General features: G+C 60.9%; 21 protein-coding genes. All 21 read left to right on the forward strand.

Annotated elements, in window-relative coordinates:
- A partial coding sequence (locus tag BMX61_RS16175) for a flagellin (RefSeq protein WP_268794182.1) occupies positions 1-540 on the forward strand: 540 nt, incomplete at its 5' end.
- Positions 541-985: 445 nt separating this feature from the next.
- Positions 986-1,954: a flagellin N-terminal helical domain-containing protein gene (locus tag BMX61_RS16180; protein WP_075629384.1), complete on the forward strand. Its 969-nt coding sequence runs from the start codon at positions 986-988 to the stop codon at positions 1,952-1,954.
- 252 nt (positions 1,955-2,206) lie between these two features.
- A complete protein-coding gene (locus tag BMX61_RS16185; protein WP_075629383.1) occupies positions 2,207-3,181 on the forward strand; it encodes a flagellin N-terminal helical domain-containing protein in 975 nt (324 codons plus the stop codon).
- Between the two features lie 252 nt (positions 3,182-3,433).
- The gene (locus BMX61_RS16190) at positions 3,434-4,405 is read left to right on the forward strand and encodes a flagellin N-terminal helical domain-containing protein (RefSeq protein ID WP_075629382.1); all 972 of its coding nucleotides are present in this window, start codon (positions 3,434-3,436) and stop codon (positions 4,403-4,405) included.
- Positions 4,406-4,927: 522 nt separating this feature from the next.
- The gene (locus BMX61_RS16195; RefSeq protein ID WP_075629381.1) at positions 4,928-5,905 is read left to right on the forward strand and encodes a flagellin N-terminal helical domain-containing protein; all 978 of its coding nucleotides are present in this window, start codon (positions 4,928-4,930) and stop codon (positions 5,903-5,905) included.
- Between the two features lie 560 nt (positions 5,906-6,465).
- Entirely contained in the window at positions 6,466-7,122 is a 657-nt protein-coding gene (locus tag BMX61_RS16200; protein ID WP_075629380.1) for a hypothetical protein, read from the forward strand.
- Positions 7,119-8,354: a MotB family protein gene (locus tag BMX61_RS16205; RefSeq protein WP_075629379.1), complete on the forward strand. Its 1,236-nt coding sequence runs from the start codon at positions 7,119-7,121 to the stop codon at positions 8,352-8,354. The genes BMX61_RS16200 and BMX61_RS16205 overlap by 4 nt, the downstream gene beginning before the upstream one ends.
- 5 nt (positions 8,355-8,359) lie before the next feature.
- Entirely contained in the window at positions 8,360-9,685 is a 1,326-nt protein-coding gene (gene motC / locus BMX61_RS16210; protein WP_075629378.1) for a chemotaxis protein MotC, read from the forward strand.
- A complete protein-coding gene (locus tag BMX61_RS16215; protein WP_075629377.1) occupies positions 9,682-11,229 on the forward strand; it encodes a flagellar hook-length control protein FliK in 1,548 nt (515 codons plus the stop codon). The genes motC and BMX61_RS16215 overlap by 4 nt, the downstream gene beginning before the upstream one ends.
- Positions 11,159-11,743 carry a transglycosylase SLT domain-containing protein gene (locus tag BMX61_RS16220; protein ID WP_075629376.1) on the forward strand — a complete coding sequence of 195 codons (585 nt, stop codon included), beginning with the start codon at positions 11,159-11,161 and terminating at the stop codon, positions 11,741-11,743. Before BMX61_RS16215 ends, BMX61_RS16220 begins: the two co-directional genes overlap by 71 nt.
- Before the next feature lie 391 nt (positions 11,744-12,134).
- Positions 12,135-12,806 carry a transcriptional activator Rem gene (rem, locus tag BMX61_RS16225; RefSeq protein ID WP_075629375.1) on the forward strand — a complete coding sequence of 224 codons (672 nt, stop codon included), beginning with the start codon at positions 12,135-12,137 and terminating at the stop codon, positions 12,804-12,806.
- A 227-nt stretch (positions 12,807-13,033) separates the two neighbouring features.
- On the forward strand, positions 13,034-14,260 hold the full coding sequence (locus BMX61_RS16230; protein WP_075629374.1) for a flagellar hook protein FlgE: 1,227 nt from the start codon (positions 13,034-13,036) through the stop codon (positions 14,258-14,260).
- A gap of 33 nt (positions 14,261-14,293) precedes the next feature.
- Entirely contained in the window at positions 14,294-15,706 is a 1,413-nt protein-coding gene (gene flgK, locus BMX61_RS16235) for a flagellar hook-associated protein FlgK (RefSeq protein ID WP_075629373.1), read from the forward strand.
- 2 nt (positions 15,707-15,708) lie between these two features.
- On the forward strand, positions 15,709-16,767 hold the full coding sequence (locus BMX61_RS16240) for a flagellar hook-associated family protein (protein WP_075629372.1): 1,059 nt from the start codon (positions 15,709-15,711) through the stop codon (positions 16,765-16,767).
- A 38-nt stretch (positions 16,768-16,805) separates the two neighbouring features.
- A complete protein-coding gene (gene flaF, locus BMX61_RS16245; protein WP_075629371.1) occupies positions 16,806-17,153 on the forward strand; it encodes a flagellar biosynthesis regulator FlaF in 348 nt (115 codons plus the stop codon).
- A complete protein-coding gene (gene flbT / locus BMX61_RS16250) occupies positions 17,150-17,599 on the forward strand; it encodes a flagellar biosynthesis repressor FlbT (protein WP_075629370.1) in 450 nt (149 codons plus the stop codon). Before flaF ends, flbT begins: the two co-directional genes overlap by 4 nt.
- Positions 17,590-18,009 (forward strand): flagellar hook assembly protein FlgD, encoded by a 420-nt coding sequence (flgD, locus tag BMX61_RS16255; RefSeq protein WP_075629369.1) that lies wholly within the window; start codon positions 17,590-17,592, stop codon positions 18,007-18,009. Before flbT ends, flgD begins: the two co-directional genes overlap by 10 nt.
- Before the next feature lie 12 nt (positions 18,010-18,021).
- Positions 18,022-18,288 (forward strand): flagellar biosynthesis protein FliQ, encoded by a 267-nt coding sequence (gene fliQ, locus BMX61_RS16260; protein WP_075629368.1) that lies wholly within the window; start codon positions 18,022-18,024, stop codon positions 18,286-18,288.
- A 386-nt stretch (positions 18,289-18,674) separates the two neighbouring features.
- Positions 18,675-20,765 carry a flagellar biosynthesis protein FlhA gene (flhA, locus tag BMX61_RS16265; RefSeq protein WP_075629367.1) on the forward strand — a complete coding sequence of 697 codons (2,091 nt, stop codon included), beginning with the start codon at positions 18,675-18,677 and terminating at the stop codon, positions 20,763-20,765.
- Positions 20,762-21,514 (forward strand): flagellar biosynthetic protein FliR, encoded by a 753-nt coding sequence (gene fliR, locus BMX61_RS16270; RefSeq protein WP_075629366.1) that lies wholly within the window; start codon positions 20,762-20,764, stop codon positions 21,512-21,514. The genes flhA and fliR overlap by 4 nt, the downstream gene beginning before the upstream one ends.
- A 3-nt stretch (positions 21,515-21,517) precedes the next feature.
- Positions 21,518-21,916, forward strand: a complete 399-nt coding sequence (locus BMX61_RS16275; RefSeq protein WP_075629365.1) for a hypothetical protein — start codon at positions 21,518-21,520, stop codon at positions 21,914-21,916.
- Positions 21,917-22,177: the final 261 nt, after the last annotated feature.

Below are 22,177 nucleotides of genomic sequence, written 5' to 3' on the forward strand. Positions count from 1 at the left end.
GGCGCCAAGACCATGGTCGGCTCGTTCACCCGTACCGCATCGGGCGTCTCGATCGGCACGATCAGCTATGACACGTCGAACTCGGTTCTGATCGACACCAACAACGCCACTAGGGGTGCCCTGACCAAAAGCGTCAACGGGTATACCTACAATGCCAACGGTACGGCAGCCTCCACGGGTACCTACTTCCTGATCAATGCCAGCAGCACCACCTCCGCAACGGGCAGTGTTGTTGAACTGACCTCGGCCACCACAAACGAGCAGGTCGAACAGATGGTCAGCGCCGTCGACACGATGCTGAAGGGCCTGACCGACTCGGCCGCCAACCTTGGCGCCGCCGGCTCGCGCATCGACCTGCAGAATGACTTCGTCAAGGATCTGCGCGACACCATTACCAAGGGTGTCGGTCGCCTCGTCGATGCCGACATGAACGAAGAGTCCACACGCCTGAAGGCTCTGCAGACGCAGCAGCAGCTAGGCATCCAGGCCCTGTCGATCGCCAATTCGAGCTCCGACAGCGTTCTCTCGCTCTTCCGCTAAGCGGATCGGCTTCGACCTGCAAGGTCCCATTCCGCCGCGCTCCGAATCGGGGCGCGGCACCCCCTGGAACGCATCGTGCAGGCTGCGCAGAACCGCATAAGAGGGCCGTATCGAGGCTGAGTTTTGGCCAGGATTCAGGCGTCCTTTCTGATAGAGTTAACATCGCACCAAAGGATATGATCGACAAAGACTTAATGAATTTTTTAAATCATTGATTTTGATATAGAATTTTCTTAGACGCTCCCAGCGATGCTGACGGGGCGCGTTTGCGCTGTTAAAGATTTCCGTAAGCTTCAGCTGTCAACTTCATCGGGCAGGACGGATTTGGTTTCGTCTCCACCCGGAGATGTTGCTGACTGGCATGAGGCCGCCCGTCTTCACCGGTGAGTAATAGAGTCCGGTATGTCCCCCAACCCTGTATCTTGTATCTGAGGGACAATCTCTTATGACCAGCATTATCACGAACGCTTCTGCCATCTCCGCGCTGTCGACCCTGCGGTCGATCAGCTCCAGCATGGAAAGCACCCAGGCTCACATTTCTTCGGGCCTGAAGGTCGGTTCGGCCAAGGACAATGCCGCTTACTGGTCGATCGCCACGACCATGAAGTCCGACGACAAGGCGCTGTCGGCCGTTCAGGACGCGCTCGGCCTCGCTGCCGCCAAGACCGACACGGCCTATAACGGCCTCGATACCACCATCGACATCGTTTCCACGATCAAGGCCAAGCTGACGACGGCGCGCGAGCCGGGCGCTGACAAGGACAAGATCAACAAGGAAATCACCGAACTCAAGAACCAGATCATCTCGACGGCCCAGTCCTCGTCCTTCTCCGGCGAAAACTGGCTTTACAACACCTCGTCGACGGCTCCGACCACCAAGACAATGGTCGGCTCGTTCACTCGCTCGTCCACGGGTTCTGTTTCGGTCGGCACGATCAGCTACGACACGTCGAACTCGGTTCTGATCGACACCAACGATGCCACCAGGGGCGCGCTGACCAAGGCCGTCACCGGCTACGGCACCTACACCAACGGCACGGCCGGCTCGACGGGCACCTACTTCCTGATCAATGCCAGCAGCACGACCTCGGCCGCCGGCTCGGTCGTTTCGATCTCCTCGACCACCACAGACGCGCAGGTCGAGCAGATGCTGAGCGCTGTTGACACCATGCTGAAGGGCCTGACAGACGCAGCCTCCACGCTCGGTGCCGCCAACAACCGCATCGACACGCAGAACAGCTTCGTCAAGGATCTGCGCGACACGATCACCAAGGGTGTTGGCCGCCTTGTGGATGCCGACATGAACGAAGAGTCCACCAAGCTGAAGGCGCTGCAGACGCAGCAGCAGCTCGGCATCCAGGCCCTGTCGATCGCCAATTCCAGCGCCGACAGCGTCCTCTCGCTCTTCCGCTAAGCGCTCGTTAGAGCGCCATATCGGCCGAAGCAAAACAGACCGCGTCTCCCCACGGAGGCGCGGTTTTTTATGTTTTCGTTTTTTATCATGAGCTTTAGTATTCATTAACCATAATGGTGTTTTCTATAAGCATCGAAACGGCGGGTTAACCAACAATCCGAAGACGTTAGCAGGCATGACGCTGGCCGCCGCTTTCCCGGTAATATCCGGAATGTCCCTTTCCATTCTCTGTTCACAAGGGGCAGTTCTCCAATGACAAGCATCATCACCAACATCGCCGCTCTTAACGCTCTCTCGACGCTGCGGACACTCGCCGGAAACATGGAAACGGTGCAGAGTAATGTTTCCTCCGGCCTTCGCGTCCAGACGGCTGCCGACAATGCCGCTTACTGGTCGATCGCCACGACCATGAAGTCCGACAACAAGGCGCTGTCGGCCGTTGCCGACGCGCTGGGTCTGGGAGCAGCCAAGGCCGATGTTGCCTATACCGGCCTCGACAATGCCGTCGAGATCGTCAAGCAGATCAAGGCTAAGCTGGTGACCGCCCGCGAACCGGGCGTAGACAAGGGCAAGATCGATAAGGAACTGACGGAGCTGAAGAACCAGCTCGTCTCGACATCGCAATCTGCGTCGTTCTCCGGCGAAAACTGGCTCTACAACACCTCGTCGACGGCGCTCGGCACCAAGCAGATGGTCGGCTCCTTCACGCGGTCGCCGTCTGGTACGATTGCCATCAACACGGTCAACTTCGATGCCTCGACCTCGTGCCTGATCGATACCAATACCTACTCGAACGGCGCATTGACCAAGACCGTTACGGGCTATGGCTCTTACGTCAATGGCGTCGCCGGCTCGACGGGCACTTACTTCCTGATCAGCACCAGCAATGCTGCGCAAAACTCGGCCGGTTCCGCGATTTCGATCTCAACGCAGACCACCGATGCTCAGGTCGAGCAGATGCTGAGTTCTGTGGAAGTCATCCTGCAGAACCTGACAAATGCCGCCGCCACGCTCGGCGCCACAAAGAGCCGCCTCGATCTCCAAACAAGTTTCACATCCAGCCTGATGGACACGATCACCAAGGGTGTCGGCCGCTTGATCGATGCGGACATGAACGAGGCATCCACCCGCCTGAAGGCTCTGCAGACACAGCAACAGCTGGGCATCCAGGCTCTGTCGATCGCCAACTCCAGCGCCGACAGCATCCTGTCGCTGTTCCGCTCGTAAGGCCGTATTGTCGGTTGACCGACATGCAAATTCGAAAGGCAGTCGCGCCCTACAAAGGGCGCGGCTTACATATTTTGCGTCTGCCTCAACTATTTCAGCATTCATTAACCATAATGGTGTTTTCTAACGTCATCGAAACGGCGGGTTAACCAACAATCCGAAGACGTTAGCAGGCATGACGCTGGCCGCTGTTTCCCCGGTACCGTCCGGAATGTCCCTTTCCATTCTCTGTTCACAAGGGGCAGTTCTCCAATGACAAGCATCATCACCAACACCGCCGCACTTTCCGCTCTCTCCACGCTGCGCAGCATCGCCAGCAACATGGAAAACGTACAGAGCAACGTTTCCACGGGACTGCGCGTGCAGACTGCGGCAGACAACGCCGCTTACTGGTCGATCGCCACGACCATGAAGTCCGACAACAAGGCCCTGTCCGCCGTCTCCGACGCGCTGGGCCTGGCTGCCGCCAAGACGGACACGGCCTATACCGGTCTTAATAACGCCGTTGAAATCGTCACCCAGATCAAGGCCAAGCTGGTGGCTGCTCGCGAGCCGGGCGTCGACAAGAGCAAGATCGACAAGGAACTGACCGAGCTGAAGAACCAGCTGGTTTCCACGGCACAGTCCGCCTCGTTCTCCGGCGAAAACTGGCTCTACAACACCTCGTCGACCGCGACGGGCACCAAGCAGATGGTCGGCTCCTTCACCCGGTCGCCGTCCGGTGCAGTTTCCATCAACACCATCAACTTCGACGCATCCACCTCGGTCCTGGTCGACACCAACACCGCCAGCCGCGGGCTCCTGACCCAGGCCGTCACCGGTTACGGCAGCTACACCAACGGCACGGCCGGCTCCACCGGCACCTACTTCCTGATCAATGCCAGCAGCACGACCTCGGCCGCAGGCTCGGTCATCTCGATTTCCTCGGCGACCACGGATGCCCAGGTCGAACAGATGGTCAGCGCGGTGGAAGCGATCCTTCAGAACCTCACCAACGCCGCTGCCACGCTCGGCGCTACCAAGAGCCGCGTGGATCTGCAGGACAGCTTCATGTCCAACCTGATGGACACGATCACCAAGGGCGTCGGTCGCCTTGTCGATGCCGACATGAACGAAGAGTCCACCCGCTTGAAGGCGCTGCAGACGCAACAGCAGCTCGGTATCCAGGCGCTTTCGATCGCCAATTCGAGCTCCGATAGCATCCTGTCGCTGTTCCGCTCGTAAGTGCCCGGCGCCTTCGCGCGCAGGTCGATCGTTTCACCAAAGGCCGTCCTTCCCGAAAGGGGAGGGCGGTCTTTTTCGTTGTCCTCAATCTAGGACATCATGCTTGCCTGGCGCTGGCGAGGAGCAGGCGCCCTAGCTGTTTTACGCCCGCAAGCTTCGCACAGTGTCTGCCCCTTATTTCCCTTCTTTACGTCGTTGGGCGCCGTTTCAAAGACGGCTGCGCGGTCATGATGGCCGCGAAAACTTGGTATGAAAGATTGACGATTTCTTCATCTTTCTTACCGCGAAGGATCTCCTATTAAGGTTTTCTTAACCAACCGGCCATTAAGTTTTCATTAATCGCAGGAGGCTGCCGGCAACGGCAAGCGCATGAGGCTCTCCCCCTGCCACCGGAGCACGCCCCGGATGCTTCATCGGGCACGCCTTGCGACGTCATGTCGGGGCCGCCCGCTCGATTTTCCTTCCCGCCAGCCGGAATGACCGAAACCGCGACGGGACATTTTTAAAAACAGGGCACGAACAATGACCAGCATTCTGACCAATACCGCCGCGCTGGCCGCACTGCAGACGCTTCGCGGCATCAACAGGAACATGGACGAGGTGCAAAACCGCGTCTCCTCCGGCTATCGCGTGGAAACAGCGGCCGACAACGCTGCTTACTGGTCGATCGCCACGACGATGCGCTCCGACAATTCGGCGCTCTCAACCGTCGAAGATGCGCTGGGCCTCGGCGCGGCCAAGGTTGATACCTCCTATTCGGCGCTTAATTCGGTCGTCGACATCATGACCACCATCAAGCAAAAGCTGGTCGCCGCCCGCGAGCCGGGTGTCGACAAGAGCAAGATCGACAAGGAACTCTCCGAACTCAAGAAGCAGATCGAATCGGCAGCGCAGTCGGCCTCCTTCTCGGGTGAAAACTGGCTCTACAACACCAGCGCGAATCCCATCGGCACCAAGTCAATCGTCAGCTCCTTCACGCGCTCGGCTTCGGGTTCGGTTGCCGTCACGACGCTCGATTACGACACCACCAACTCTGTTCTGATCGACACCAAAAATGCCTCACGCGGCTTGCTGACTAACACCTATGGAGTCGAGCAGGGCAATTCTCCTGCGACAGGCACGGCCAACGCCACCTATTATCTCATTCAGCCTTCCGGTGGCACTGCATGGGGGGGCACCGCGTCCTCGATCACTCTCACCGCCACGACCACAAACGCGGACGTGGACGGCATGCTGTCCGCCGTGGAAAACATGTTGAAGACGCTGACCAACTCGGCCGCGACGCTCGGCGCGATCACCAAGCGCATCGACCTTCAGTCAAGTTTCGTCGCCAACCTGCGTTCGGTGATCGACAAGGGCGTAGGCCGTCTGGTCGATGCGGATATGAATGAGGAATCCACGCGCCTGAAGGCGCTGCAGACCCAGCAGCAGCTGGGCATCCAGGCGCTTTCCATCGCCAACACCAATTCCGAAAACATCCTGAAGCTGTTCCAGTCCTAACAGCAACCCGGCGTGTGCCGTTTCCGGCTGGACAATGCCAGCGGGAGAGGGCCTCGCCCACGATGCGGCTGGTCGATCGACCCTCTCGCCGCATCCGCACGAGTTTCGTCCCGCCGCGGTCATCGGCGTGGCGATCGCGTTGGATCGCGTTTTGCCCAGGCGCGGTCCAACCCTCTTCAGCTTGTCCCCGCCACCATCGGCCGGAACGCAGCACCTCCGCCCTAAGACGGAGCCTATGGGCCACCTTCGCGCAAGTTTGACCTTCTAGGACATGATCTACAGTCATGTGAGAAAGATCCGTTTGTCAGGCGCCGGGAAAGGCGTCGCGGCGCTTTCCGGCTGTCGGCTTGGCCTTGCCGCCCTGCCGCCGCTCGTGTCCGGCGCCGATCCGGCCAGGCCAATCGCCTTCGCATCATCGAAGGCGCGTGCCGGCTGGCGGAGCGTCGATGCGGATTGAAGATGTCGGTCGAGACGGCGCTCTGTGCTGTCCTGGCCCAAGGAGGCGTTCTCCCCGTGTCATCGCAGGTCGTATCTCCCGTGTCGAAAGAAGGCAGCCGCTCATGAGCGCCTCCTCGCTTTCGCGCTATCTCAAGGATTTCAGCGCGCCCGCCATCGACATTCAGATGGGCGGCTCGTCCAGCTTTTTTGGCGATCTGGATGTCGCGGATGCGCCGATCATGCCCGCCGTGCCGGCTCTCCCCAAGATCGACATCGATGCCGAGCGCCTTCAGGCCCGGCAGGATGGGCGCGCGGAAGCCGAGGCCGAGCTGAATGAGCGTCATGCAGCTGTGATCGCGGCACTGGAGGCGCGTCATCGGGAAGAGCTCGATGCGCAGCGTGCCGCACTCGGTGCCGAAGCCGCCGAGCGGATCGCCTCTCGTTTCAAGGAGCTGTCCACGGCGATCGTCGAGCATCTCGGCAACGAGGCCGCGCGCGCCTTGGCACCCGTGCTGCAGGATGCACTGGCCCGCAAGGCGGTCAGCGATCTCTCGCGCACGCTGAAGCGCAGCCTCGCCGAGGGGGAGGCTTGTCGCATCGTCGTCACGGGTCCCCTGATCCTGTTTGAGGCGCTTCGCGCCGAACTGGGCGATATCGCCGAAGCGAGTTTCCGCCATGTGGAGGCAGAGGACATCGATCTCTCGGTTGATCTTGGCGGGCCGATCCTGGTGACGCGCATGTCCGCCTTCGCCAAAGCCGTTGGAAAGGTCCTGGCATGAGCGACGACAATCATCACGGCAAGAACGAAATCATCATCATCAAGAAGCATGGCGGCGGACATGGCGGCGCGCATGGCGGCGCCTGGAAGATCGCCTATGCCGACTTCATGACCGCCATGATGGCCTTCTTCCTCGTGATGTGGCTGATCAATGCCTCCAACGAGAAGACGAAGAAGGCGATCGCTTCCTATTTCAATCCCGTGCAGCTGACCGAGTCGAAGCCTGCTGAGAAAGGCATCAAGCAGCCGGCCAAGGACGCCAAGGGCGAAGAGACGCAGAGCAAGTCTAAGGTCGACGGCGACCAGCCAAAAACCGGCGGCACGGCGCGCGATGGTACGGATCAGTCCGCGACATCGGGCGAGGAAACCCAATATTCGGATGCGGACTTCTTCGAGAACCCTTATGCCGTGCTGTCCGAGATCGCCCGCGAATCCGGAAAGGAAGCCAATATCAGCAGCAAGGGCGATGGCGGCGCGCAGACGGCGGGCCCGGCCACGGGCGCCAGCGGCGGCGAGGCCTATCGCGATCCCTTCGATCCCGACTTCTGGAGCAAGCAGGTCGCGATCCAGAATGCCGGCAATGCCAAGCAGGGCGCCGAGGTCACCAAGGACAGCAAGCAGCTGCCGCCCGGCACGGGCCTGGCCCAGGCCGCTGCCGTCGACATCGCCATGGCCCAGCCGACAGATGGCAAGGCGAAACCTGCCGCCACGGCTGAGGCGGGCAAGGATGCACAGGCGGCGCAGGCCGATGCCGCCAAGTCGCCCGAGCAGAAATCCGCCGATGCACTTAAAGGTGAGCTGCAGCAGGCGCTTTCGGGCGGCGCGGCAGGCAAGCTTGCCGAAGGGCTGATCGTTACGCCGACAGAGGGCGGGTTGCTCGTCTCGATCAGCGAGCAGAGCGATGTTCCCATGTTCCAGCTCGGTTCGGCCGTGCCGGAAAAGGTCATGGTCGAGGCCATGGAGAAGATCGGCAAGGTGCTCGGCGAGCGCAAGGGGGCGGTGGCCATTCGCGGCCATACCGATGCAAGACCCTTCAAGAAGGGCTACGACAACTGGCGCCTGTCTTCGGATCGCGCCCAGAGCGCCTTCTATATGCTGGTGCGCGGCGGGCTGGATGAAAAGCGCATCACCCAGGTGAGCGGCTTTGCGGCCACGCGTCCGCAGGTGCCCGACGATCCGATGGCGCCGGCCAATCGCCGCATCGAAATTCTCCTCCAGACCGATCAGGGCTGACCGTGATGGCGCGCATCCTGCCTTCTTTGCTTCGCACCGCCGCGCTGGCTGTCGCGCTGGCCGCCGGTCATGCCGGCGCAAGCGAGCCGGATGCCGCCTTGCCGCCCTATCAGATGCTGCGTTCCTTGCAGTTCATCCAGGATTCTGTTGTCCATGGCGATCATGCCGCCGGCGACATGCAGCGCTATCTTCTGGCCGATATCGACAAACGCTTACGCAGCGCCCCTCCCGAAACCTTCGACGATCCGCGCAATGTCGATGCGGCGCTGATCTACGCGATGAGCGGCGGCAACCCGCAGACGCTCCAGGCGCTGGCCGACCGCGACACGCGCGGGCGGTTCGACAACCGCATTGTCGATGCGCTGACACATTATCTGAACGGCAAGGGCGCGTTGATCGTCGATCTTCTGACCAAGACGCTGACGGAATATCACAACGCGCCGACCGAGCCCTATCTGGCGCTGGTGCTGGCCAATGCGCTGTCCAATCAGAAGCCGGCCGATGCGATCGCCTATTACGACCGCGCCCGGCTTTATGCGCCCGGCAGCAATATCGAAGAAGCTGCCCTGCGCCGCTCGCTTTTTCTATCCGTGCAGAAGAAGGATACGGAACGCGCCTATGCCTATGCGTTGCGTTATGCCCGGCGCTTCGTCACCTCGCCCTATGCCGGCCAGTTCGCCGATAGCTTCGTCGATCTCGCGATGGCGACCTACAAGGACGAGAACAAGGAAAAGGTCGAAGCCATTCTCAGCTTCATGGACCGGCCGCGTCAGCGCGAGGTCTATCTGCGCATCGCCCGGCGCGCGGCCATCGGCGGCATGACCGATCTCGCGCGTCTGGCATCCGAGCAGGCTCAGGCGCTTGCCGATCCCGGCGATAGCGCGCCGAAGGCCCTGGCTTCTCTTTATGCCGGTCTTGTCGACGTGCCCTCGAGCGGCATTGTCGATGCCTTGAAATCGCTCGAGGCGATCCCCGAGAACCAGCTGACCGATCGTGACCGCGCCTTGCGTGACGCCGCCCGCCACGTGGCCGACGAGGTCTTGCGCGCACCGAGCGAGCCGGAAAGCGGCCCGGTCGTCGAGCAGGTCGCAGAGGGCCACGCCGGATCGCCCTTGCCGGAGGAAACCGGCAGCGGCGCCAGCCCCTTTGCAGCGGCGCCCCCAACGCCGGATGCATCCGCTGAAGCCGCACAGGCCGAGGTGCAGAAGACCGAGCCGCCGGCAGGCGCTCCGGATCCTGCGCTCGATCCTGTCCTCACCTCCTTTGTCGAAGACGGAAAATCCAAATTGAAGTCGATCGACGACCTCTTGAAGTCGGAGAAGAACCCATGACCGACACTGCTCTTCCTCTCGCCAATGTTTTGTCCCCGCCAGCACGCCCCGCTCCGGGGCGCAAGGGCAGTGGGGACGGCGAGGCGGGCGACTTCGCCGGCACGGTGGCGGGCTTTGCGGACAAGGATGCCGCAAAGCAGAAGGCCGCATCGGGCGGCGATGCCGCCTCCGCAAAGACAGCGGCGGAGGCTGGCGGTAAAGCTTCCCAGCGCCCCACCTCCGGCGACGCGCAGGATGCGAGCGCAAATGCCACGGCGCAGCCCGCCCGGACCAAGGCGGAGATCGCCGCTGCCGGCATCAAGCGCCCCGCTGGCGGCAAGGCATCGGCTCAGACCTTCGTGCCGGATGAGGTGGCAACACCGACGGAAACCGTGACGAAGGACGCGACAGCGGCCGAGACTTTGGCCGAGCGCAAGGCAGCCGAGGCGACGCAAGGCAAGGCGACTGCGCGCAGCGCGGCGGCGACGCTGTCAGCCCAGGCCCTTCAAGCGCTCCAGGCCAAGGGGCTGAAAGCGAGCGGGAACGAGGACGCAGGTAAGACCGCCAAGGAGAGCGAGGCTGCCGCTGATGAGCCGCTACAGACCGGATCGGCACAGGCCGGCAATGCCCAGCCTGCCTCGGCGCAAGGCGGCGCGGTCACCCTGCTCGCGATGCTCGCCGGCGCGCAGGCGCAGGCCGGCAAGCAACAGACTGGGACGGGAAGCGACGACGAGGCCTTGCCCTCGAAGGGGCTTGCAAAGGCTGGCGCACCGAATGCCAAGGTCGGCAAGCAGGATGGGACCGAGGACAAGGCCGCAGATGCGCCCGCTGGCCTCGGCGACCAGACGTTCCGTTTTGCGCGGGCCGACGGAAAAGGCCCGGCCGTGACCGTGAAACTGTCCGAGGACGGGTCCGTCTCCGGCAAGACGGACCAGCCGGCGCCGGTCAAGCTGGAGCAGGTGACCGTTCTGGAAACGCGCCGCTATCTCGGCGTCGCCATGACGTCCGTTAACGCGCCGATCGTGGCCGAGGCGGTCTCCAAATCGGCACGCGCCGGCACATCGACCCTGGAGGCGGCCGCGCTGCTGCAGGGGACACCGGAGGCAAGCGGGGCGGGCAAGGTGCTTGATACGCTGAAGATCCAGATGCACCCCAACGATATCGGTCCTGTCACCGCCACGCTGAAGCTCAAGGAAGACCAGTTGCAAGTCGAGCTGCGCGTCAACACCGGCGAAGCCTATCGCCAGCTGCGCGGCGATCAGGATGCGATGGTCGCGGCTCTGAGAAGCCAGGGCTTCTCCGTCGATCAGGTCAACATCGTCTACAGCCCGTCTGCCAGCGATGGCAGCACGGGCCAGAACGGCTCGGACTCGCCCTATAGCGGCCAAGGAAACGCCAGCCAGGCCGGCACGGGCGGCGGTGGCCAGCAGGCGTCGGAAGGGCGTGGCCAGGCGGGCGAGGGCAGCCCGCAGAGACAGCCGTCGAGGGATTGGAATGGCAAGGACATCTCGGTTGAAGCTGCTTTCCGCGCCGATCCTGGCCAGTCTGGCGATCTGTACATCTGAGGCGTTCTGCGCGCGCCCAGCCATGGCCAATGTCTGCGAGCAGGAGATTTCCGCCGCAGCGGCCCGCTATGGCATTCCAGAGGGCATTCTCTATTCCGTTGGGCTGACGGAAACCGGGCGCAAGGGCTCGCTGCAGCCCTATGCGATGAACATCGAGGGCAAGGCGGTCTTTGCCGGCTCGGCTGACGAGGTCCTGAGGCTGTTCCGCTCGGCAAGGGCGCAGGGCGCAAGCCTGATCGATCTCGGCTGCATGCAGATCAACTATCGCTTCCATGGCGAGCAATTCGCGTCGGTCGAGGCCATGCTCGATCCACGTCTCAATGTCGACTATGCAGCGCGCTTCCTGGCGGCGCTGCACGCGCGTCATGACACGTGGACGATGGCGGTGGCGCGCTATCATGCAGGGCCGAATAATGACCCGGCACAGAAGAAATATGTGTGCCGCGTGATCGCCAATCTCGTCGCCACCGGCTACGGCCAATGGACCCCCAACGCGTCCGCCTTCTGCCGATAAGCCTTTTTCCTCCTTGTCATGACACAATCCACCTGCAAATTCGCCGGCGGAACGTCCCCGCTTGGCGCAGCCAAAACGGCCGCGCCAAGCCTTGAGGGATCTTGCGTCACTGCAACCTTATGTAGAATTGAGAGCGGGATATGCGCGATGTCTCAATTTGAGGCGCAAATTGGGCGTCGGGCGCTTGCAAGCGAAGTCTCAAGAAAGCGTTAACGTTTCCACAAATTTTTTAGTGGCTGAATGCGGATTGTGCCACTAAATCTAGTTCAAATCGCATTCTGACCCCTCTGCTAGTACAAATTCCTCCCAGTGAGTTCCTCTAGTTGTTCCAAAACGACCCTGTTCGTACCTCTAGATCACACAATTGATCCACTGATTCGGAGGCGGACGAATGATCGTAGTGGTTGATGAACGCGAGCTTGTAAAAGACGGCTACATGTCCCTGTTTGGGCGTGAAGGTATTCCGTCCACCGGTTTCGATCCGAAGGAATTCGGCGACTGGGTGATGACGGCGGCCGACAGCGATATCGAGGCTGTCGAGGCCTTCCTTCTCGGCCAGGGCGAGCGCGCCATGGCCTTGCCGCGCGCCATCCGCGAGCGGACCATGGCCCCGGTGATCGCCATCAGCGATGCACCCTCGCTGGAAAATACGCTGGCCCTGTTCGATTGCGGCGTCGATGACGTCGTGCGCAAGCCGGTCCATCCGCGCGAGATCCTGGCCCGCGCCGGCGCCATCCGCCGCCGCCTGAAGGCGCTGACCAATTTCACCGATATCGGCCCGATCCGCATTTTCGCCGATGGCCGCGATCCCGAAATCAGCGGCGACGTCTTCCCGCTGCCGCGCCGTGAGCGCCGCATCCTCGAATATTTGGTCTCCAACCGCGGCCGCCGCGTTTCCAAGACCCAGATCTTCAACGCGATCTATGGCATTTTCGACGAGGACGTCGAAGAGAACGTGGTCGAAAGCCATATCTCCAAGCTGCGCAAGAAGCTGCGCAAGAAGCTCGGCTTCGACCCGATCGATTCCAAGCGTTTCCTCGGTTATTGCATCGACTGGAACTGAGAAATTCTGCAGAGGCTGAGGCACCCATCTCCGTGGTGCCGGCATGTAGGATATCAAAGACTTAGAGCGCGTAAACAGATCCTGGCGATCATGACGCGCTTCAACTGCCCGCCGGTTTCCCGGCTCTTCCGCACCCGATGACAAAGCTCTCCGGTCCGGCCCGCAAGACAGGTTCACGCAAGGCAAAATTCCTAGTCTTGCGTTACCGAACAAAGCGAGGATCGGACATGAGTCTTTACGGAATGATGCGGACCGGCGCCTCTGGCATGGAAGCCCAGGTAAACCGCCTGAGCACGGTTGGCGAAAACATCGCCAACGCCAACACCACCGGCTACAAGAAGGCGTCGACCGAATTCTCGTCGCTGATCCTTCCGACCAGTGGTAGCTCCTATAATTCGGGTGCCGTCGACAGCAAAACCCGCTACGGAATCTCGCAACAGGGTTCTACCGTTACTTCGACGTCGAAGACCGACCTTGCGATCAATGGCAACGGCTTCTTCGTCGTCAGCGACAACAACGGTACGAACTTCCTGACCCGCGCCGGCGGCTTCGTTCAGAACAATGTCGGCGAGCTGGTCAACACTGCCGGCTTCAAGCTGATGGGTTACAAATATGTCGAGGGCGTCGATCCGGTTCAGACCGTGAACGGCTTTGGCGGCATGGAGCCCATCAATCTTGCTTCTACTGGTCTGTCTGCGAAGGCATCGACGAAGGGCACCATGGCAGCAAACCTGCCGTCGGGCGATGCCGTCGGCCAAGGCTACACCACGTCGCTCAGCATCTTCGACACACAGGGCAATGCCCGGCTGATGGACTTCAATTATAAGAAGACCGGAACCAACACCTGGACGCTGGAGGTCAAGGATCGCACTACGGGCAACGATATGTTGAGCCCTGCGACGAACACGATGACCTTCGACTCGGCGACGGGCAAGCTTCTCACCGGTGGATCGATCACCCTGGTCGGCAGTGTTCTCGGTACTCCGATCGCTGGAAGTGGTGCGCAGGTCGAGAACATCGTTGTCGATCTCTCCAAGACGACACAGCTCGGCTTCAAGTTCTCGCCCGATGGCGGCACCGTTGACGGCAATGCACCAAGCCGCATCAAGGACGTTACCATCAGCTCTGACGGCGTTGTTTCGGTTACCTACGAAAACAACAAGATCGAGCCCCGCTATCGCATCGGCATGGCAAACGTGCAGAGCCCGGACAACCTTACTCCGCAGGTCGGCAACGTCTACTCCCAGAGCATCGACTCGGGCGTTATCGTCACAGGCTTCGCCAATATCGGCAACTTCGGCGCGATCATGTCCGGCGCGCTCGAAGCATCGAACGTCGACCTCGCAGGCGAACTGACCGACATGATCTCGTCCCAGCGCAGCTACACCGCGAATTCCAAGGTGTTCCAGACCGGGTCGGATCTTCTCGACATCCTGGTCAACCTGAAGCGCTAAGTCGCGTCCGACCTCTGAAATCTAGGTATCACTATGTCCCTGTCATCCGCCATTAATACGGCCCAGCAGATCTTCAGCAATACCGCGCAGCAGACGTCGGTCTTGTCCAAGAACATGTCGAACGCCAACAATGCGGATTACAACAGGCGATCGGCGATCCTGTCTACCTCGGCCAATGGGGCCGAGGTGGTGACTATCCAGCGTGCGCAAAGCGACGCGCTTTTGAAGCAGAAGCTCGCAAGCAGCGCCAGTTCCAGCGGCCAGGACGCGCTGATGAACGGTCTCGACGAGATCCGTATGGCGCTTGGCGGCAATGAATACAGCACCGCGCCGGCGACCTATCTCAATAAGTTTCGCGACAGCCTGCAGACGCTGGCCTCGACGCCGAGCAGCCGCACAACTGCGGCGAATACCGTATCTGCAGCCACGGACCTGGCAAATTCACTTAATACCGTCTCAGACACTGTCCAGAAGATGCGCGCAAACGCTGACGCAGACATCTCTACAGCCGTCAACAAGCTCAATTCTCTGCTTACGGACTTTGACAAGGCCAACCGGGACGTCCAAAGCGCGACCGCGACTCATAGCGATCCCAACGACGCGCTCGATCAGCGGGATAAGTTGCTTGGCCAGATCTCGGAGATTGTCGGCATCTCGACTGTGACCCGCGGCAACAACGATATGGTGCTCTACACCTCCGATGGCACGGTTCTTTATGAGAACTCGCCGCGTCAGGTCACGTTCCAAGCATCGTCGGGTTATGACGCTCATGTCACCGGTAACGCGATCTACGTCGACGGAATCGCCATGAAGCCGGGCGCCGGCGCTGATACCAGCGCGCAGGGAAGCCTGCCGGCGCTCCTGCAGCTGCGTGACCAGGTTCTGCCGAAGCTGCAATCGCAGCTCGACGAGATCGCACGCGGTCTCGTCAACACCTTCAAGGAAGGCACGGCGCAGGGGCTCTTCACGGCCACGCCGCTGACGTCGGGTACCACGGTTGGCTTTGCCAATTCGATCAAGGTCAATTCGGCTGCCGTTTCCAACCCATTCCTTCTGCGCGACGGTGGCTTCAGCGGAAGTGCTGCAAATCAGAATCCGAGCAATAATTCCGGCTTCAGCACGCTGGTCGACAGCTTCGTTACAGCCTTGGGCGCTAAAGTCACTTTCGATCCGGCAACGGACCTGACATCGCAGACCTCGCTTCTCTCCTATGCCACCGAATCGGTCGGCTGGGTGGAATCGCTGCGGTCGACGGCTTCGACGGCCAACGACAATAAGAGTGCTCTGCTGACCCGCACGCAGGAGACGCTGAGCAATCTGACGGGGGTCAACATGAACGAGGAACTCTCGCTCATGCTTGACCTGGAACAATCCTACAAAGCTTCCGCGAAGCTCCTGACCACGGTGGACGAAATGATTAAGTCCCTTCTTGACGCAGTGAGGTAATCATGAAGACGACCTTCGTTTCGTCGCTCGCCATCCAGAACGCCATGCGGCTGACCATTCAGCAGTCGCAGACGGACATGGTGTCGACCCAATATGAGATGACCAACGGCACGCATTACGATATCGGCGTGTCGCTCGGCGGCAAGACGAGCCGCACGCTCGATCTGCAGCGCGAGCTCGACCGGATGGATTCGGTGAAAAGCACCAATTCCGTCGTCGATCTCCGGCTCTCAGCGTCGCAGACCGCGCTCGATTCGATGCAAAAGTCCGCGCAGACGGCCCGCAATGCGCTCAACGGTCTGTCCGGCAGCACGGATACGACGCTGATTGCCAATATCACGCTGTCGCTCAAGAACGCGATGCAGGACTTTACCGCTGCAGCCAACCAGAACAGCGGTGGCGAATATCTGTTTTCGGGCATCAATACCGATGTCAAGCCGATGATCGATTACACGACCAGCGAAGGCGCGGCGGCCAAGGCTGCTTACCAGGCCGCGCTGACCAGCTTCATGGGCGCTCAGACCCCACCGCTGACCTCGATCTCGGATTTCTCTGCGGCCCAGATGACAGATTTCGTCACCAACAAGCTGGAGCCGATGTTTCTGGGCACGGACTTCAACACCAACTGGTCCAAGGCATCGGACCAGAACATGACCAACCGCATTTCGGCCAATGAGGTGGTGACGACCTCGACCAATGCCAATGCGGTCGGCATGCGAAAGTTCATGCTGGCGAGCGTCATCGGGACGGAACTGCTTGGGGGAAATCTGAAGTCCGATACGCGTAACGCGCTGACAAAGCAGACCATCAGCTACTACACCGAGGCCGAAGGCGACATCATCTCGCAGAAGAGCGCGCTCGGCCTGTCGCAGCAGCGTGTGAAGGACGCTAATACCGCGATCGACACGCAGACCAAGCTGCTGAAAACGCACAAGACCGATCTCGACGGCGTCGATACCTACCAGGCGAGCCTGAACATGACGGCCCTTAAGACCCAGCTTGAAACGGCACTGACCCTGACGGGACGCCTGCAGCAGTTGAGCCTCGTCAACTACCTCTGATGCGAGAGGGCTCGAAGACAATCATGAAGGATGTCTGAATGTATCAGTTTTCCTACGCCGAGATCATGGAGGATGGCGTTGCCGACTCCAAAGATCGAGAACGGCAGGTGCTCGACCGATCGATCGCCCTGCTGACGGCCGCCAAGGAGCAGAAGGGCTATTCGCGCGAAGCGATCGAGGCGGTCTACTTTACCCGGCGTGTCTGGATCCGGTTTATCGAAGATCTGCGGACGCCCGACAATCAGCTTGATGAGGAATTGCGGGCCAACCTCATTTCCATCGCCATCTGGATCCTTGGGGAAACAGAAAAGATTCGCCGTCGCGACTCCGACAATTTCCAAGGCATCATCGACATAACCACCATCATCAGGGATGGACTCAAATGAAAAGCACATTGCGTATCTCGCTTAAGTCCGGCGAGCGGATTTTCGTGAACGGCGCGGTCCTGCGCGTCGATCGCAAGGTGGCCGTCGAGTTCCTGAACGACGTCACCTTCCTTCTCGAAAATCACGTCCTGCAGCCTGAAGATGCGACAACACCGTTGAAGCAGCTTTACTTCATCGCGCAGATGATCCTGATCAATCCGGAAGGGGCGGAGCAGTCGACCGCCATGTTCCGCAAGTCGGTGGTCATGCTCCTGTCCTGCTTCAAGCATGACGAAGTGCTGGCCGAGCTCAAGCGCATCGACGCGCTGGTGGTTCAGGGCCGCGCCTTCGATGCTCTCAAGGCCATCCGCGGGCTCTACACGATCGAGGACCAGATCCTCAACAGCCACGAGATCACGCCGGCGACGGTGGAACAGATCCGCAGGGAGATTGCACCATGGCGGTAGACGGCGTAACCGGAGTCACCAATACCAACACCACGAACACGACGACGACATCGCAGGCCAGCAAGGACGCCGGCGCGGCTTCGTTGAACTATGACAGCTTCTTGAAGCTGCTCGTGACCCAGCTGAAGAACCAGGACCCGACGCAGCCGATGGACTCGGCCCAGCAGATGGCCCAGCTTGCCACCTTCTCGCAGGTCGAGCAGACCATCAAGACCAACAAGAACCTTGAAACCATGATCCAGGGCAATGCGCTGAATCAGGCCGGCGCGGTGATCGGCCGCACGGTCACCAGCGCGGACGGGGCCACATCTGGCGTCGTCAGCTCGGTTAAGATAACCTCGACCGGAATCACCGCCATGCTGGCATCCGGCCAGGAACTCGCGATCAGCGCGGGCGTGGTCATCAAGTAGGGTGCAACGGCAATGAATGAAGCGGACGCGCTCGATATGGTCCAGGCGGCTGTCTGGACGGTTCTTGTGTCGTCCGGTCCTGCCGTTGCCGCCGCCATGGTGGTGGGTCTGGTCGTGGCGCTCGTCCAGGCCCTGACCCAGGTGCAGGAGGCCACCCTGACCTTCGCGCCCAAGATCGTCGCGGTGCTCGTCGTCGTGGCGATCTCCGCGCCCTTTGTCGGCTCGCAGATCTCGATCTTCACCGACATGGTGTTTTCGCGCATCCAGACCGGCTTCTAACGCATGGCCAGAGGAGGCGTCGCCTCCTCGTCGGACCATGCACGAGAACAAGCCTCAAACCGCAAGACGATCACCGTTTTGTGGCGCGATGCCCACGCGGTGGTTTCTCGACCGGTGCGTGAAGCTATACGATGACCCCCGCTTTGTCGTGACTGGACCAAGCGGCGACACGAAGCGCATGGCCCGGCGCTGATCTCCTCGCTGTCGCTGCAGCACTTCCCTTAAAGCTCTGTCATTCTGCCCTGACAGGTCATCCCTGACCCGGTCGTGACATCGGCGCGGCGCCATTAAGCGACCCTCGCGCAAGCTTCATCCATTATCGGCTTCAAGGGAATGGGCGGCGTGTCACGCCGCCTCCTTCTCATGAAGAGAACGGATGCTCGTCGATGGCACAACCGCCTGTTTCCCTGCCGATCCCGCAGATCGCGTCCCGCAGCCGCGAGATTGGATTCGCGCTCGGGATCGTGATGATCCTGTCGATCCTGTTTCTGCCGATCCCGCCCTTTCTGATCGACCTTGGGCTGGCCTTTTCCATCGCCTTCTCGGTTTTGATCCTGATGGTGGCGCTCTGGATCAAGCGGCCGCTGGAATTCTCCTCCTTCCCGGTCATTCTCCTGATTGCGACCATGACGCGTCTGGCGCTCAACATCGCCACGACCCGCGTCATCCTCTCGCATGGTCACGAGGGCCATGACGCCGCCGGCTCGGTGATCGCCGGCTTCGCCAGCCTGGTCATGTCCGGCGACTTCGTCATCGGTCTGATCGTCTTCCTCATCCTGATTACGGTGAACTTCATCGTCATCACCAAGGGTGCAACGCGTATCGCCGAAGTCGGCGCTCGCTTTACCCTGGATGCCATCCCCGGCAAGCAGATGTCGATCGACGCCGATCTCTCGGCCGGTATGATCGATGAAAACGAAGCACGCCGCCGCCGGCGCGAACTGGAAGAGGAAAGCTCCTTCTACGGCTCGATGGACGGTGCCTCGAAGTTCGTGCGCGGCGACGCCGTCGCCGGCCTGCTGATCACCGCCATCAACGTCTTCGGCGGCATCATCATCGGCTATTTCCGCCATGGCATGAATATCGGCGAAGCGGCCGACGTCTTCGTCAAGCTGTCGGTCGGCGACGGTCTGGTCTCGCAGATCCCGGCGCTGATCGTGTCGCTCGCCGCCGGCCTTCTGGTTTCGCGTGGCGGCACCTCCGGCTCCACCGACCAGGCGGTCGTCGGTCAGCTTTCCGGCTATCCGCGCGCTCTGATGGTCGCCTCGGGCCTGATCGTTCTCCTCTCGGTCATGCCCGGCCTGCCATTCCTGCCGTTCGCCATCCTCGGCGGCGGCATGGGCTTCCTGTCCTATATCATTCCCCGACAGCTGGCCGCAGCCGCCAAGCTGAAGCAGGAGGAAGAGTTCGCCGCCGCCCAGCAGGTGCGGGAATCGGAGAAGGACTCGGTCAAGGCCGTGCTGAAGATGCCCGAGATCGAGCTGCTGCTCGGCAAGCAGGTCTCCACCCGCCTGCTCGGCGCGCATCAGGAACTGGGCTTCCGCGTCGGCAAGATGCGCCGCAAATTCGCCACCCAGTACGGGCTGATCGTGCCCGAAATCAAGGTGACGGACGATATCGGCATTCCCGACAAGGCCTACCATATCCGCATTCACGGCACGACGATCGCGTCCAACACGGTGCGTGTCGGCGAGGTGATCGTGGTCACCGGCGGCGGACGGCGTCCGAGCGTGCCGGGCGACGAGATCCGCGAGCCCGCTTTCGGCATGCCCGCCGTTTCGATCCTGGAAACCTTCACCGAGGAACTGAAGCGCGAAGGCTTCCATCCGATCGACAACGTCTCTGTGGTGCTGACCCATCTCTCGGAAGTCATCCGCAACAACCTGCCGCAGCTTCTCTCCTACAAGGACGTCAAGATCCTGATCGAGCGGCTGGATCCGGAATATCGCAAGCTGGCGGACGAGATCTGCACCTCGCATATGTCCTATTCCGGCCTGCAGGCCGTGTTGAAGCTGCTATTGGCCGAGCGCGTCTCGATCCGCAACCTGCATCTCATCCTCGAAGCGGTGGCCGAACTCGCGCCCCATGTGCGCAAGACCGAGCAGATTGTCGAACATGTGCGCGTGCGCATGTCACAGCAGCTCTGCGGCGATCTCTCCGACAACGGCACGCTGCGCGTGCTGCGTCTGGGCAACAAGTGGGACATGGTGTTCCACCAGGCGCTCAAACGTGACGGCAAGGGCGAAATCGTCGAGTTCGACATCGATCCTCGGCATCTGGAGGAGTTTTCCGAACAGGCGACCAAGGTCATTCGCGAACATTTGGATCGCGGCATGCCTTTCGTGCTGGTGTCTTCGCCCGAATCCCGCTCTTATGTGCGCATGATCATCGAACGTCTCTTCGCTACGCTGCCGGTCCTCAGCCATGTCGAGCTTGCCAAGGGCCTGGAAATCAAGATCATCGGGGCCATCTCGTGATCACCGACCCGGAAGGCACGGTGCTGGCGCTGTTTGCAGCTTTCTGCCGGATCGGCGCCTGCGTCATGGTCATGCCGGGTTTTTCCAGCGCGCGCGTCGCCGCGCAGATCCGCCTGTTCACGGCGCTGGCCATTTCCATGGCCATGCTGCCCATGCTGTGGAACGACATCTATCCGCAGGTGTCCGGCAAGGGCGCGACCTATATCCAGCTCGCCGCCGTGGAAATGGTGGTCGGTGGGGTCATCGGCCTCGTCGCGCGCTTCTATGTTCTCGGCCTGCAATTCACCGGCACCGTCATTACCATGATGATCGGCTTCAACGCGCCGCCGGCCCAGGACGTGCTGGAAGACAGCGCGGAAAACCAGATGACCAATCTCATCTCCTTCGGCGGGCTGATGGTGCTGTTCATGCTGGACTTCCACCACATCATCTTCGACGCGATCTTCGATTCCTACCGCGTCATGCCGATCGGCCATGGCTTCGATCCGCAGGGCGTGCTGATCACGCTGACCAATTCGCTGGAAACGACCTTCATGATCATGCTGCGGCTGGCCAGCCCCTTCGTGATCTATGGGCTTTTGTTCAACATCGCGCTCGGCATGGTCAACAAGCTGGCGCCGCAGATCCCGCTCTACTTCATCTCCACCCCCTACATCATCATCGGGGGTATCTTCCTCTTCTATCTCTCGGCGGTCGCCATGTTGAAGCTGTTTGCGCAAGGCTTCGCCATGGTCATGCAGGCTGGGTGAGCCATGGCGCCGACGAACCGGTCCGACAAATTACAGCGCCTCGTCATGCTTCAGCGGCATCTGGAGCGCATGGCGGAGTTCGATCTCGCGGAAACGGCGCGTCAACGCCGTGAACTTGCCGATACGATCGATCGGGTGGCCGATGCCATGGGCTCGGCCAAGCCGCTACACGCCATGTTCTCGGGCCATTATGCCTCACAGCTGGGGCGTTTGGCCCAGAAAGACGGCATGCTTCTCGGCCTGCAGCAGGTGCATGAAAGCCGTGTCCTGAAGGAGCGGGCCAAGGGCGACCGGCTGGCCGAGCATGTCAAGGACGCCCGCGCCGACGAAGAGCGCGCCGCCGATGACGAGGCGGTCTTCGACATCATCGATCAGCGCCTGCTGCTGCCGGACAGCTTTTAGAGCCTCGTGCCGAAAATCAGGGCCGGTCCAATGCTCTCGCCATGGCTGTCTTGCTGCGCAAGCCAAAACCCTTCATCGCCTTCACCTTGTCGCTGCGCTGCGCCGGAACCGTCGGTGCGGCCTGCCATGCTTTTCTCGATCGCAGAGGTTGCGATACTCATCGATATTGCTCTTTTTGCTAGCATCTACGTCCGCCAGCTTCCGGTAAGGTTGGCCGCGCATAGTTTGCTCACAGACGACGGAGACGCGGTGCGTTGCGCC

The sequence above is a fragment of the Xaviernesmea oryzae genome (genome assembly GCF_900109605.1).
GTDB classification, from domain to species: Bacteria; Pseudomonadota; Alphaproteobacteria; order Rhizobiales; family Rhizobiaceae; genus Xaviernesmea; species Xaviernesmea oryzae.